Genomic DNA, 14,165 nt, shown 5'->3' with positions numbered 1-14,165 from the left:
CGACGATCAGCGTGATTTTTGGGCTTCTGCTCGACGAGAAGGGCGGCGGCGCCTGTCGGAAGAGATGGAGGCGCTCATCGAGACCGCGATGCGCGACACCTACCGCAGGCGGGAGAGGCCTTCGATCACCGCCCTGCATGACCGCGTTCGAGAGTTGTGCCGAGCTTGTGGAGAGGTGGCGCCTTCCTGGAAGGCGGTAAGGGCCCGTGTGAAGCTTGCCGATCCGCGGCTCCTGATGCGTGATCGGGAAGGGGCAAAGGCGGCGCGTGAACGGTTTGAGCCTGTGGTGCAGGAATATCGCGCCGATCATGCCCTTCACATCGTCCAGATCGACCACACATTGGTCGATCTGTTTATCGTTGATGCCGTGCATCGCCGGCCCCTTCAGCGGCCTTGGCTGACGCTGGCCATCGACATTGCAAGCCGCATGGTGGCGGGGTTCTACCTTACTCTGGAAAGTCCGTCGTCGGCATCTGTAGCGCTTTGCGTCCAGCACATGGTGATGCCGAAGGAACTCTGGCTTGAGGCGCGCGATATCAAGGCGGCGTGGCCGGTTTCCGGGTTGCCTGATGTGATCCACGTTGACAACGGCAGGGAATTCCATGGAAAGGCGCTGACCCGAGGAACCGCGGAGCACGGCATCGCCCTTGAATATCGGCCCGTCGCAAGGCCGCATTATGGGGGGCACATCGAGCGGCTGATCGGGACGATGATGGGTGCGGTCCATCTGCTTCCGGGCACGACGTCCAGCAACATCGCCGCGCGCGGCTCCTACGATCCGCAAAAACATGCCGCCATGACGCTCGACGAACTGGAAGGGTGGCTCGCGCTGCAGATTGTCGGCCGCTATCATGCGGAAATCCACAGCAGCCTGCATCTGCCGCCCGCTAGCGCGTGGGACGACGCCGTTGCGGCACGTCGCCATCCCTTGCGGCTGCCCCATGACCGCGAACGGTTTCTCCAGGATTTCCTGCCCTTCGAGGAGCGCAGCATCAGGCGCGACGGCGTGCATCTGTTCGGACTTCGCTATTGGGACGATGTGTTAAGTCCCTGGGCAGGCCGGTTTCCTCGCCGGATGCGCGTCAGATATGACCCGCGCGACCTGTCGTGCGTGTTTGTGGAAGGCCCCGATGGCACGAACTGGCCGGTCCGGTTTGCCGATCTCAGGCGGCCGCGCATTACGCTCGGCGAGCATCGTCTTGCCCGCACGGCGCTGAAGGAGCGCGGCGTCAAGGCGGTGGACGAGCAGCTGATTTTCGAGACGGTCGAAAAGCAGCGGCAGCTGGTCGACGCAGCCGGACATAGGACCAGGAGCGCGCGCCGGCATGCCGAGCGCCGCGACCGATCGCTGATGGCGACCGAAAACAGGAGCTTTTCCGCCCCGGAGATCGACCACGACGAAGAATGGGATACCGATCTACCCTCGTTGGTCGTGGAAGAATGGTCTTGAGCGACTACCAGCATCTGCTGCCCGCCTATCGCTCGCATGCCGCTCTTGGCGATGCCGACAGGATCGCCTGGATCCGGGCCGACCGCTGGCTGGAAACCGCCCAGGCGCGCGCGGCACTGGCGAGGCTGGAGGACCTGCTGTCCTATCCTGCGCGCGACCGCATGCCCTGCCTGCTGCTTTATGGCGACACCGGCATGGGCAAGACCAAGATCATCCGCAAGTTCCTGCGTGACCATCCGGCCTGTTTCGATCGGGGCACAGGCATCACCACCATGCCCGTCGTGGCCATGCAGATGCCGGCCGAACCGCTGGAGCGGGATGTCTATGGCGAACTTCTCAGCGCGCTCGGCACGCCGGGACCGATGACGGACTCGACCTATCGCCTGAAGGAGGTCTGTCGGAGCCTTTTGCGCAGCATGGGAGTGCGCATGCTGATCATCGACGAAATCCACGCGCTGCTTGCGGGCAGCTTCCGCCAGCAGCGCATTTTTCTCAACATCATCCGGTTTCTGGCAAATGACCTGAGGGTCCCGCTGATCTGCGCCGGGACCGAGCTGGCCCGGCAGGCGCTGCTGACCGACCCGCAGCTTGCCGAGCGTTTCGAGGCCTTCCACCTCGACCGTTGGACGGATGACTTCCGGGTTTCCCAGCTTTTGACAAGCCTGGGCGGGATCCTGCCGCTGCGCCGCCCCTCGGAGCTGGCAACGGCGGCTGTCCGCCGAAAAGTGCTCGATCTAACCGACGGCGTGACGGTGCGGATCTTTCGCCTGATGGAGACGGTGGCGGTTGAGGCGGTCCGCAGCGGCAGTGAGTGCATCACCATCGACAGTTTCGACGGCGACAATCTCGTCCTGCCGCTTGTGACGATGACGCGCCACATGGAAAAGGGACTCCAGCGCCGGGCGAGCCGGTGAGGCCTGTCCGCGTCCTCCCCCTTGCGCCCCGGCCATTCGACGACGAGTTGCTTTCCTCCTGGCAGGGGCGGGTGGCCTGTCGCTACGGATGCACGTTGCGCGACGTTGAAAGCTGGCTCGACGCGGACATCGATCCGGGGCGGCGCGGCGGGTTGATCGGGCGTGACTTCGATCCGGGCGACGCAATGATCACCTTTTGGGCCCGCGCTTGCCGCATGGATGCGGGGCGGCTTGCTCAGATGGCGCTGCGCCGGCACGCGCGCGCCTCCAACTGGTACATCCAGGATCGCTGGCATCAGGGCGTCTGTACTGCTTGCCTCGATGAGGATCACACTAACGGCCGGGATCATTATTTTCGCCGTGCGTGGTCTCGGATCGAAGCAATCGTCTGCCCCCGGCATCTGACCATGCTGCGGGACATGTGTGGCCATTGCTTTGCCCGTACCGGATTTCGCTTCGATTGCCGAGAGGGGAGGGGGCGTCTCGTTTGCGGGAGCTGTTCGGCTCCCGTGTCTTTCGGCCGCGCGGATAGTGTCGTTTCGGAATGGCAAAGCTTCCTCCTGGCGCTTACGAACACCGTCACATTGGCCATTGAGGAGGGGCCTCAGGGCACGGTGGCCAAAGACATCATGCGGGCCGCGCGATTGTTGTGGTCGTCGTCGCAGGCAGGCGGAAAGCCCTTCATCGCATGGCTGGGACAGCCGCGCCTGAGCGGCAACGACATGCCGGCCGATCGCGACGAGCCGCTCGCCACCGCCTCATTGCAAGGCCGCATGTTGACCCTGTTCGGAATTGCACGGCTGCTGGATCTGGCCGATGCCAGAAGCCGCATCGGGCTGCCGCCTTTCTTCCTGGCGGAAAAATTCGCCGCGGGCGATCCGTCGTGGTCTGCCGCACGCCGGGTGGTGCCGCAGCCACAGAATGTCGAGCGCCACGCCACGACGTGCGCGCTCCGCTCGGACGCCGAATACCGTTCATTGGCCGAACAGATCCTTGCCAGCCATCAATGGAAAGCCGTTCAGGGCGCCGGCTCGGTTGCGCGAGAACGAACGCTAACGCGCCTCATGGCTGAGGCGCTGGATCGGGCACCACGAGGCCGAGCCGCCGGGCGCGATCCAGCAGCGCCTTGACCGACGATGGCTGCCATTGGCGACCGCCACGCGGCGTGCGTTCGTGCATCCGTTCCAGCTGGGCACCGATCTCGAGCAGCGTGAGATCCGGATCGGCAAGCGCGATGCCGGCGACGAGCGTCATCAGCCGGTCCTCCGGCGGCCGGCGAGCGGCTCGTTTGATGAGGGCCGGCTCGGCGATGCGTTCGCAAACCAGCCGATGCACGGCGCGGCGCAGCCGCTCGATCGTCCAGCTGTGCCCTTTTCGGTTCAGAACCCGCGCCACATCGTCCCAGCTGTGCTGCGGCCGCAAGCGGCGCACGGTCGGCAACCAGGTCTGGGCCGAGGTGATGAGATCGTCGAGATAGGCGCGCTGGCGCGCCGCCGCGATCGCCCGGACAGCGTCGGGACGGCGTTCGCGAAGCCCGGGGTTGCCGGCCAGCCTGCCGCGCGCCTTGGCCGCCTTCATCCCCGCCTTGGTGCGTTCAGCGATCAGGGCACGCTCGAGCTGCGCGACGGCGCCGAGCACCTGCAGCGAGAACATGCCTTGCGGTGTCGACGTGTCGATCGGATCGCGCAGCGAGCGAAAGTGCGCGCCGCGCGCCTCGAGCTGCTCGATGACCTCCAGCAGATGGCTGACCGAGCGGGCGAGGCGATCGAGCCGCACGACGACGAGAACGTCGCCGGCGGCGATCTCACGCATCAGCTTCGCCAGCACCGGCCGGGAGCGCGAGGCGCCGGAACCATGCTCCTGGTGAACCACATGACAGCCGGTGGCCTTGAGCTCGTCGACCTGGGCGTCGTTGAGCTGGTCTTCGGTGGAAATCCGTGCATAGCCGATCAGGCGGCGTGGGCGGGGAGGAGGTGTGGTGCGCGGATTGGCCATTTGCGGCGCATTTTGGGTCGATTTTTACAAAGTTGCAATGTGTCAGAAAAGGAACCTTTGCAGGCGTGTTTTATCGACCGATTTACAGGCCCGTAGAGCGTGATCGAGGCCTCCGGAGGTGCCCGTGGACTCGAAAGGGGGCCAAATCGCGCCCACGAGGCCGCTATGGCCGAGAATGGGTAAAACCCGGGGTTTGGAGCCACGGACATTGCGAAAGATCGGCGTCGGAGGACCAGAAACGCGGATCTGGTCCTGTTTCACCCGGCGGGCGGAGCAGATTTGATGAGAGGACTACGTGATTCCGAGTCGGAAATAGTGAGACTACGCGACACAGCGGATTTGGCACTGGCATCAGCCAGTAGAAGCGAGGCAATTCAATTAGTTAGCAGCAACACGGCCATGTCGCATGGCACGCAGTCTCATGAAAACCGTTCCGAATCCGCCGATCCTGGCCGATCTGTCCACTCAATTAGGGTGAGAATCCACCGGATAAGGGCGAGAACGACGCCTGAAACCGCGAAAATGCGGGCTTTTCCACCCATCCAGGACGAGCGACAATGGCCATTTCTCATGAAGAAACCAAAACGAACGATAATGCAACATTATCACTCGTTGTATGTCTGCGACAGGCGCGGCGGTTATTTCGCACAACAATTGCCAAAAGCGCCGCCATGACTCATCGTGCTTGCGATGATCCTGCGCCCCAAACCCTCACCGCGCCACTTCGCCACGCTTGCCGGCGCCGCTTCGACCGCGCCAATGGCAAGGGTGCCGGCCTGGCTGCGCCGCGCCGTCCCCGATGCGCAAAGCCTTGCGGGAAAAGAGCTCGAGGATATTGCAATCGCTGCCGGCGCCGGCCAGCAGGAGGGGCGGGCCGGCGCCTGGCGGCAGCGACTGGCGCTGCGCGGCAACGGCAAAGCACGCCGGCCGCGTCGAGGATGGAGGCGCGCTGCGTGACGCCGTGCTGCACACACGACCGGGTGATTTTTTGTCCGTCGGTCCCGCCGGCTTTTGCTGATTGCCTGGCGCCGGCTGGCAGCCCGGCCCGGGGACGCATTGCTTACTGAGAAAAAACTCGCTCCGGTGTTGGAAGAGTTCGGCTACGCCGCGGATGATGAGGTGGTCACCGATCTGGCAGACGAGCTTCTACCTTCAGCACGAACTAGGAGCAGCTGACTGGGCTTTCGGCCCAATATGATCCAGTTGCATCACGAATCAAAGTTGGAATACATCTGTTGCAACTTCAGCCAACGTGGGATAACCCTTGCTACGGATCAGGCGTCGTTCAGGGGACTGTTCGCCATATCCACGCTTCAGGTGCGGGAATGGGCTCGCGCCAGACCATGGTCATCAAAGTAAGGGAACGTCCAATGATCAAGCTTATGTCGATCTTCGCAGCGGCAGCATCGCTCGCAGCAGCGTCCTTGGCTCATCCGGCGTCGGCAAATGCCGGCCCCGTACTCGACAAAGTGCTCGCCACAAAGACGCTGAAAGTAGCGATCGGCACAGACTGGGGAAAATTGTCATTTTTGAACGACAAACACGAGCTTGATGGTTTTGGTGTCGAGGTTTCTAAGGGTATCGCGCAACGTTTAGGCGCGCAGGTCCAGTTCGTTACGCCGAGTTGGGATGTCATAGCCGCCGGCAAATGGGAAGGCCGGTGGGACATGACAATCCAAATGACGCCGACTAACGCACGCGCCGAAAAATTTGACTTCCCGGTCGAGTATTTCTGGGCGCCGACCGTCGCGGTCGTTCATAAGGATAGCAAGGCGACCACGCTTTCGGATCTAGATGGCAAGGTAGTCGGTGTTGCGGCAAACACTGATTCAGCGTTTTATGTTAGTCATAAACTGACCCCGGATTGGAAGGGTGCTAAACCAATACAATATCAATTCACGCCGGGAGAGGTGAAAACTTACGAAAGCACTAACGTTGCGTTTGACGACCTCCGGCTCGGCAATGGCGTTCGTCTCGATGCGGTCGTCACTGACAAAACTATAGCGCTCAATGCCATTGAGGCTGGCTATCCATTGAAGCTTCTCGGCGGCAACCTCTACTCCTCGCCGGGAGCCGTTGCAATAGAGCCTGGTGACAAAGAATTTAGCTCCAAGATTGCCGCCGCCATCAAGGACATGAATGATGACGGTACTCTCTCCAAACTGTCGATCAAGTGGTACGGGGTGGATTACACCGTCGACCAATAGGGGGTCTGCCGCGGCCTGGGCTAGGCTCAGGCCGCTTTTTAGCGAGGGCAGCCATGCTCTTATGCAGACCCAATTGAATTCATTTTCTTCCGGAAGCCATGGTTTATCGCCTCGGATCTTCGTGACTTTGGAGGTGACCAGGGCGGCCGCAAGATCCGAAAGAAAAATTTGAAATGACAAAGATGAAACGCGATCTACGTGGCATCCCTGAGTTCCACGAGGCGGAAGAGATCGTCCGGCGTCTGTATCAGCCGGGCGCCGGGCTAATCGTTGACGCGCTAGAAATCGATGTCTCGTCCGACGGCTTGTTGGCCGTAATCACCGGGGTTGTCATGGATAACCTGGAGGAGGAACCCCGTAGGCGCATCTGCCTCGTCGATCTTCGGGACGGCACGACCAGGCCGCTGACGTTCGGCCCGAATGCAGATCATGGCTGCAGGTTTTCGCCTGACGGCAAGAGTATCGCCTTCGTCTCCGACCGCGCGAATAAAGGAGACTTCCAGCTCTATCTGCTTGACGTGGACGGACGCGCGGGACGGGCGGCGCCTCGCGTGGACGGATGGATAGAATACCTACAGTGGTCGGTAGACGGCAGCCAGATCCTGCTCGGCGTTGCAGGGCATGGGGCAGATACTTCCGGCAACCATGGAGCTGTCACAAGCAAGCAGAGTGAAGTGCCAGCACAGCCCTGGATGCCCCAGGTTGAGGTCGGCGACGAGGAGTTTAGACGCCGCAGCGTCTGGATCTACGATCTGCGCGATGATTGCGTCAGGCGGATTCCCACCCCGGATATCAACGTGTGGGAAGCGAACTGGTGCGGGCCGGACTCGATTGTCGCGGTTACATCTCCAGATGCGGACGAAGGAGCGTGGTATTCTGCCACCCTTGACATCATCGACAAGGAGACGGGTCGCACGAGACGGATTTACGAATCCGGCGACCAGTTGGGCTGGCCGTCAGCCGATCCCGCCGGCACAAAGATCGCTGTCGTCGAAGCGGTGTGCAGTGATCGTTCGTCCGTGGTGGGCGAGTTGCGAATCATCGAGGTCCAGACTGGCCGGGTAAGGCGCATCCCGACGAACGGCGCCGACGTAACGCATACCCGTTGGCGCAGCCCAGAACGGGTATTTCTGGGCGCACATCGGGGATTCGAGACAGTGGTGCTGGAATACGACACCGCTAAGGATAACCTAACCGAAAGCTGGTCAAGTACCGAATTGGCTATCGGGCGATTCTCTCCTGCGGCCCCCCTTGGGGAGGGTGTTGGCGATTGTGTGCTGATCGCTGAAGGCTACAAGTATCCGCCCGAAATCGCTGCAATCAAAGATCGGTCATACAGCGTTGTGCGCTCTCTAGCCGGCCGACACTGTGATGAGATTCGTAATCGAATTAACACGGCGGAGCCAATAAGTTGGCTGGCGCCGGACGGGCTGGAGATTCAGGGCTGGCTGCTTTTACCCAATGGGAGCGGTCCGTTTCCGCTAGTCATGCATGTCCATGGGGGACCTGTCTCGTCTTCACGACCGCAATGGTTTGGCAAGACTGGAACCGGCCTCGCCTACCTCATGCTGCTAAAACGGGGCTATGCGATCCTGCTGCCGAATCCGCGGGGCAGTTCCGGCCGCGGATTAGAATTTGCTCGTAAAGTTAAGGGGGACTTGAACGGAAAAGACACCTACGACCTGCTGTCAGGCCTGGATCATCTGGTGGAGCGTGGTATCGCCGACCCGGCATGCATCGGTGTCACCGGCACCAGCTACGGCGGGAACATGACCTCGTGGCTGATCACCCAGGACAAACGGTTCGCCGCCGCGGTGTCGATCGCGACGCACGCCAATCTGGTGAGCCAGCATCTAGTTTCCAACATACCTGATTTCGACGCACTCTTTCTCGCGGATAAATACGACAACCCCAATGGCCGCTATTTCGAACGTAGTGCGATCATGCACGCCCACAAGGTCATCACGCCCTGCCTCAACATCGGGGGAGCGCTTGATCGGTGCACGCCGCCCAACCAGACGGTGGAGTTCCATAATGCGCTGCGTGAGCACGGCGTCAAATCGGCGCTTGTGATCTATCCGCAGGAGGGGCATGGCGTGCGCGGTTACCCCGCCAGCATGGACTTGGCGGCGCGCATTGTCCGGTGGTTTGAGGCCGCTCGGAACACGGTTGTATCGCAAACTCCCTAGGGATGTGAATATCTAACCGCCTTGACCCTTACCGCCACTCAAACCGACTTTGCCAGTTAAGGACTTCGCCGAGTAGAACCAACGTATTATACGGAGCTATGACTATGCCACTAAGCAAAGGACCGCAGGTATTTCCGCGAACAGAGTACCTTCGAAGGCTTGCCGCAGTAAAATCGGAATTGATGCGTCAGAACATCGAGACGTTGGTAGTATCCAGCCTGGCCAACATTGCTTATCTTACGGGTTCCATCGTCCGGCATACCGGACCACAATGCCTTGTGATTTCGATTCACAAAGAAGGACCGACATTCATCGTGCGACGAGCGGATTTTGCAGCAGCCATCTATCAGACTTACCTGGAGCGCGACAACCTGATCGTTTCTCCAGAAAATCGCGTGGCCACCCCTGACATTGATGGCTACGACGCGGTGATTGACTTTCTCCATGAAGCTGGGCTGGCAAATGGTGTCGTGGGCCTAGAATTAAATCAAATACCCGCTGAAACGGCAGAGAAGTTCAAGAGGCGACTGCCGCAAGCAAGGATAGTGGATTCCAAGAAAGCGGTAAACTGGGTCCGGCTCATTAAGTCGAATTTCGAGATATCTGTTATGAAGGAAGCTGCGGCTATCGCCGATGCTGCGATAATGCGTGCAATAGAAGTGATGCGGCCTGGTGCGCGTGAAACTGACATTGTTGCTGATATCGTAGCGACGCAAGTGCGTGGTGCGAAAGGGCACCCCGGCACGGGCTTCCCGCCGACCGCTCCTCTCTTCTTCTGCTCCTCGCCTCGCACGGGTGCGGCCCACATTCCCTGGAGCGAGGACACTATTCGCGATGGTTCGCAAATCAATCTTGAAGTTTCCGGCGTCCGCCATGGCTACGTCGTTCCGCTCATGCGCACCTTTTCAGTTGGCTCCCCCTCCGATCGTCTGCTTCGCCGACACGAAGCACACCTTGCCGGTCTGGAGGCCGCGCTGAACACAGTCCGGCCTGGGGCCACCTGCAGCGACGTCGCTGGAGCGTTCTATCGCACGATTGAGAAGCTGGGTCTAAAGAAAGACACCCGATGTGGCTACTCCGTAGGCATTGATTGGGCAGAACAAACCGCTAGCCTCAACGATGTTGACAAGACAGAACTCAAGCCTAACATGACATTCCATCTGATGCTGGGTAACTGGATGGAAGAGGATTTTGGATATGTCATTAGCGAGACATTCCGCGTAATTGAATCCGGCGTCGAAGTATTGACCAATATGCCGCGGAAGCTTTTCGAGGTTTAACGGGGTCTATCGAGGATATTCCGACGAGGATCGGCGGATGGCCGACTCGGCAGTCTGCGTTATATTCTGTACCTCGACCGCACCACTGGTTCGCCTCCAACAAGCTGGTGGAACTCGACGTCGACATATTCAACACGATGTTGCGGGAGATGGACGCGGTTGTCCGTGCTTGAGCATGAAGCGCTCACATGCCGGTGGACCCGAAGCGTCTCGACTGCGGCCGCCCGGGCGCGGACGAGATCCCGCATGGCTTCGCGACCTTCATCTGGGATCCACACTGCCGTCAGTTCGCTGGCGCGCAGCAGTCGAGCCAGCGCAAGGGCGTCCAAGCGGTTCGTCTTCACCCGATCTCCAGGCTTCCTGGGGATCAGCGACGGGGCGACCACCATGCATTCATGGCGGAGCGAACGGATCAGCCGGCCGGTCGGGCCGGCCTCGTAACAGAAATACACCTGGTCGAACTTGGTGGCGATCCGCTGGACAACTCGGCGCGTGCTCGTATCCGATGCGTCGACCTCGCCGAAGAAACAAACCTCTCCCTCCCGGCCAGCATCCGCAATCGCGATGGCGTGTTCCTAAGCTTCGCGACATCTATTCCGACAAATGCTTCCCGATAATATGGCACGGCTCGTCCTTCTGTGATGTGCGCAGTATAGGGCGAGCCACCTCACCAGCAGAGGCGGACATACGGTCTTACAATCAGCAGGCGTCAGCAGTTTCTTCTTTGAGCGTATACAGTTGCCGATCCGGGTTCAAAGAGTTGGCCGAGTGCGAAGGGAAAGAGCAGTTGGATGAAGATCTGCCCCCCAACATCCCAGGAGAACCCGCCGTGTCTCCCAATGGAGAAGAGCAACCCAACAAGCAAATGTGTCAGAAACACGCCGAAGCGCCACCCTCCTTCCGCAAGCTTGAATCGGTCGAAACGTAGACGGGTTCTTCGTGGCGAGGATTTAGACTCCAAAACGAAGATGTTACGGGCTCGACGATCGGGCGCGCCGCATTAGACGACGCGCATCCTTCCGCTTAGCGTGTCGCGCGCGTCCGGCGCGGCGTGCACGCGCCATTCGACGCGGTCAGGGAAAAGCGCGAAGACGCTCGTGGCGAGGGTCCAGGAGTCTTGGTCTTGACGGTTCTTGTAGATTGGGGTGGTCTCATCGAAGAGCACCGCCTCCGCGCCCCCCGCAAGCGCGCCTTCCGCGATCATCCGGTCCGCCGCCTCCTGCCGGTCGCGCGAAGAGCGGCTGATGGTCTGCCCCAGACCATCGAATTCCCGGCACAGAAGGTGGTTAGCGTGGGCTCGGGGCGAGGCGGCCTCCCGAACGGCGCAGCTTGAGGCCGGCGCCTCGACAGAGGCGAGCCGGCGCGACTTCGCCTCACCGAGATTGTGGTGGAAGCCGCTGGCGCGGTCCGTGCGCTTCAAGATTTCGACTGCTTCGTCCAGCCCTCCCGCGTCGAGGATTGCGCGGCAGATGATCTGCCGCGGCACGCCAGGCTGAAGATCATTGGGTGTGATGTTGTTGATAGTCTGGACGAGCCCTGCCTCGTTCAGGCCAAATGTGTGCCCCGGCAGCATGCCGGGATCCATGAAGCTGCTCCAGACCCGGCCCTCGTCGGCCTCGACCTCGACCCAGAGACAGGCGCCGAGAAGCTCCGCCGCGTCGTCCTCGTTATGGGCGATTACCGCCGGGCCGTCACCTACCGCCGGAATCAGGAGCGAGGTACAGCCTGTGGCGGCAGCGGCTTTCATCCCCGGGTCTTCGGGAAAGTCGCCCCGGCAGTTCCACAGGAAGACCGTTTCGAAATCCTGCCCAAGTCCCGCAGCGATTCCCTCGATCTCGCGCACAAAGCGCGGATAGGCCGCGCGGGCGGCGGATTCTAGTGTATTCAGATAGTCCGATCCCCGCCAGCGGGCGTCTAGGGCTCGGAACTGCTCGGTGCGCATGGCGCGCTCGCGAAAGCTAGAGGCGCTGGCCTGACCGAGCGCGAAGCCGATCAAGAAGGCGTCGCCCTTGGCGCGGACGCGAGAGATGGGATTTCGGGACATATGAGGCCTCTGCTCTCCGTGGTCGCTGTTCACTATTAGATTACCCAGCCCGAGGGGGCGCTCGCGCCCAGGGAGACAAGGGCCGAGCGGGCGCGCCGCAAGAGGCACCCTTCAGACTGCTGCGGGAGAAATCGATTTTCATGTTGTGGCTCCTCCGTGTCCCTGCGGGGCTACGAAAGGACACAAGGCGCACAGAACCAAAAACAGAACGCCCGCGCCTTGAAGGAGGGCGAGCCGATCCCCTCCCTCTATTCGGGCCCCTATCCTCCATTGACCTTAATGCCTCACTTGATACATCGACCAACGAAATGAGTCAATCGTTTCATTTCCTAACTTAGGGTATCGGGGGTTTGAAAGCCTAAGTTGGAAGATGCGGATGGGAGAACCAGGCCTATGCATGGCTGCGGTCGAGCCGCAGAATTTGGTGACATCTCTGCGGGCCTTCGGGGTGGGCAATGACGACGACGCCCGGGATATGTGTCACGCCGCCAGTTCACAGATATCTGCACCGCTGAAGCGTTCGTGCTCTTCGCCATAGCCTTTCCACGCGATGATCTCGATGTTGGTCTTCGCAGTGGCGGTCTTCGCCAGATATTCGTCCGGCAGCTTGATGACGCGCGGCACGCCGAACGGCTCAACAAGGGCCGTGGCGATCCTGGAAGTGCAGCAGATGCGGAACGGCCTTCACGGCCGCCGCGGTATTGACCTATGTTACGATCGGCACCTCCGTCGCATCAGGCGGATATCCTGTGCTGTGATCGATTTGGCCAGCGAGCAGCCGGCCTCGAGATCCGGGGTAAGCACCGTCGTTTCCGGGTTGAGCAGCTTCGGCGTCGGCGATGAAATGCATCCCGGCGAGCACGCTCACATCGGCATTGGTTCTTTCGCCCTGCGCGCAAGCGCCAGACTGTCGCCGACGATGTCGGCCCCGCAGTGGCAGATTTCCGGCGTCTGATAGTTGTCACCAGACAACTGCATTTCGCTGCCGCTTGAGATCGAGGATGGACTCTATGACGTTGGCGAAGGGCAGGCCACTCGACTGGCAGGGCCATCCGCATCACCTTAGTTAGACGCTCTGAAAAATGGACATCAGTCCTGATTCGGCAGAACCGCTTTGCGCCCCTTGCCATCCATTTTCTTTGTCGTTGAAGAGGCAGAAGGAGACGGGCGGATTTTTCGGTCCCAAGTTCTCGATTTCAAGTGTGTACTGAAATCGGCAAGATGAGCATCGAAGCGGAGCAGAGACTCACGCGCGGCCTCCGCACCCTGTCCGGCGATTAAGGCGCCTAACACTTCAGCGACTGCAAACGCCGGTGTCATCGAGTGGAAAAACGAAGGACTCTTCGTCTGGACAAGAACGACATCATCGGCCACTCGAGCGAGCGGGGCAACCTCGCTGTCGGTGATGGCGACGATAGGAATGCGATGTTGATGTGCATATTCGGCAATCTCAACCGTGGCGCGAGTGTACGGGAATACGCTTGTCGCGAAGAGCACGTCGTTGCGGGAGGCATGGGCCAATGCGTCAGAACCGGTGCCGCCGACCGCATCAAGCATGACCGACTTTTCCCGAATCATCGAAAGAATATAATGCAGATGCCAAGCAGTTGCGTGGCTCGATCTCAATCCAATGCAGAATACGCACTTGGCGGATGCAAGGCGTCTTGCCGTTGATACTATTGCATCAAGCTGAGACTCGGCCAGATGGACAATCTCAGCCGCTTGAGCCCGGAGAATTTCGCGCGCAAGGCCATGATCGCCTTTACGCCTTTGCGCGATCGCTTGTACGTCGGCCTTTCCGGCGAATCCGACGTCGCCGCCGCGAACGGCCTCAGCATAGATTTCGCGAAGCTCGTCGTAACCTGCGAGGCCAAGATGCTTGGCCAGTCGCGTCATGGTAGCCGGCTGAACCCCGGCCACACGCGCCTGGTCGCGCATTGACAACAGCGCGACGTCGTGCGGTTGGTCGATAATATAGCGCGCCGCCAATTGGAACTGCTCCGACATTGTGTCGAAGCCGTCGATCAATCGTTCCGAAAGAGGTCCGTCAGCCATGGCTCCTACCTAGCGCAGCGTTATTGTATGC

General features: G+C 60.5%; 9 protein-coding genes and 3 pseudogenes. 7 read left to right on the top strand and 5 right to left on the bottom strand.

The annotated features are described in order from the left end of the window. The first annotated feature begins 52 nt into the window (after positions 1-52). Genes NKH02_RS22805 through NKH02_RS22795 form a run of 3 tightly spaced genes read left to right on the top strand, consistent with a single transcriptional unit; the run spans position 53 to position 3,494 of the window. Positions 53-1,450, top strand: a complete 1,398-nt coding sequence (locus NKH02_RS22805) for a TnsB C-terminal domain-containing protein (RefSeq protein WP_352881681.1) — start codon at positions 53-55, stop codon at positions 1,448-1,450. Beyond that, positions 1,447-2,364 (top strand): TniB family NTP-binding protein, encoded by a 918-nt coding sequence (locus tag NKH02_RS22800; RefSeq protein ID WP_352881639.1) that lies wholly within the window; start codon positions 1,447-1,449, stop codon positions 2,362-2,364. Before NKH02_RS22805 ends, NKH02_RS22800 begins: the two co-directional genes overlap by 4 nt. Then, positions 2,262-3,494, top strand: a complete 1,233-nt coding sequence (locus NKH02_RS22795; RefSeq protein ID WP_352881636.1) for a TniQ family protein — start codon at positions 2,262-2,264, stop codon at positions 3,492-3,494. The genes NKH02_RS22800 and NKH02_RS22795 overlap by 103 nt, the downstream gene beginning before the upstream one ends. Here NKH02_RS22795 and NKH02_RS22790 read toward each other — a convergent pair. Further along, a complete protein-coding gene (locus tag NKH02_RS22790; RefSeq protein WP_352881633.1) occupies positions 3,427-4,359 on the bottom strand; it encodes a recombinase family protein in 933 nt (310 codons plus the stop codon). The two genes, NKH02_RS22795 and NKH02_RS22790, sit on opposite strands and share 68 nt — an antisense overlap. A gap of 690 nt (positions 4,360-5,049) precedes the next feature. On the opposite strand from NKH02_RS22790, the pseudogene NKH02_RS22785 reads away from it, so the two are divergent. The 4 genes and pseudogenes from NKH02_RS22785 to NKH02_RS22770 form a co-directional block, all read left to right on the top strand. Next, a pseudogene (locus NKH02_RS22785) lies at positions 5,050-5,505 on the top strand (DUF1403 family protein); the annotation flags it as partial. Between the two features lie 224 nt (positions 5,506-5,729). Beyond that, positions 5,730-6,566: a transporter substrate-binding domain-containing protein gene (locus NKH02_RS22780; RefSeq protein ID WP_352881630.1), complete on the top strand. Its 837-nt coding sequence runs from the start codon at positions 5,730-5,732 to the stop codon at positions 6,564-6,566. A gap of 173 nt (positions 6,567-6,739) precedes the next feature. Further along, positions 6,740-8,755 (top strand): S9 family peptidase, encoded by a 2,016-nt coding sequence (locus tag NKH02_RS22775; protein WP_352881628.1) that lies wholly within the window; start codon positions 6,740-6,742, stop codon positions 8,753-8,755. Between the two features lie 104 nt (positions 8,756-8,859). Then, positions 8,860-10,035 carry a M24 family metallopeptidase gene (locus NKH02_RS22770; RefSeq protein ID WP_352881626.1) on the top strand — a complete coding sequence of 392 codons (1,176 nt, stop codon included), beginning with the start codon at positions 8,860-8,862 and terminating at the stop codon, positions 10,033-10,035. A gap of 150 nt (positions 10,036-10,185) precedes the next feature. On the opposite strand, the pseudogene NKH02_RS22765 reads toward NKH02_RS22770, so the two are convergent. The 4 genes and pseudogenes from NKH02_RS22765 to NKH02_RS22745 form a co-directional block, all read right to left on the bottom strand. Continuing rightward, positions 10,186-10,660 (bottom strand): annotated as a pseudogene (locus NKH02_RS22765) (IS110 family transposase); the annotation flags it as partial. Between the two features lie 375 nt (positions 10,661-11,035). Further along, complete coding sequence (locus NKH02_RS22755; protein ID WP_352881625.1) at positions 11,036-12,079, bottom strand: C45 family autoproteolytic acyltransferase/hydrolase; 1,044 nt, start codon at positions 12,077-12,079, stop codon at positions 11,036-11,038. A 396-nt stretch (positions 12,080-12,475) separates the two neighbouring features. Then, positions 12,476-13,137 (bottom strand): annotated as a pseudogene (gene nadA, locus NKH02_RS34565) (quinolinate synthase NadA); the annotation flags it as partial. 31 nt (positions 13,138-13,168) lie between these two features. Next, positions 13,169-14,134, bottom strand: coding sequence for a MurR/RpiR family transcriptional regulator (locus tag NKH02_RS22745; RefSeq protein ID WP_352881624.1), 966 nt, complete (start codon positions 14,132-14,134; stop codon positions 13,169-13,171). Between the last annotated feature and the right edge of the window lie 31 nt (positions 14,135-14,165).

The sequence above is a fragment of the Mesorhizobium sp. M1396 genome (assembly GCF_040317725.1).
In the GTDB taxonomy this organism is placed as follows: Bacteria; Pseudomonadota; Alphaproteobacteria; order Rhizobiales; family Rhizobiaceae; genus Mesorhizobium.
The sequence above is the reverse complement of the archived record's forward strand: the minus strand, read 5'-3'. Positions and strand labels throughout refer to the sequence as shown.

Coding starts and splice junctions, on each gene's coding strand:
- NKH02_RS22770 (WP_352881626.1), top strand. CDS start 8,860: ATGCCACTAAGCAAAGGACCGCAGGTATTTCCGCGAACAGAGTACCTT.
- NKH02_RS22775 (WP_352881628.1), top strand. CDS start 6,740: ATGACAAAGATGAAACGCGATCTACGTGGCATCCCTGAGTTCCACGAG.
- NKH02_RS22780 (WP_352881630.1), top strand. CDS start 5,730: ATGATCAAGCTTATGTCGATCTTCGCAGCGGCAGCATCGCTCGCAGCA.
- NKH02_RS22790 (WP_352881633.1), bottom strand. CDS start 4,359: ATGGCCAATCCGCGCACCACACCTCCTCCCCGCCCACGCCGCCTGATC.
- NKH02_RS22745 (WP_352881624.1), bottom strand. CDS start 14,134: ATGGCTGACGGACCTCTTTCGGAACGATTGATCGACGGCTTCGACACA.
- NKH02_RS22755 (WP_352881625.1), bottom strand. CDS start 12,079: ATGTCCCGAAATCCCATCTCTCGCGTCCGCGCCAAGGGCGACGCCTTC.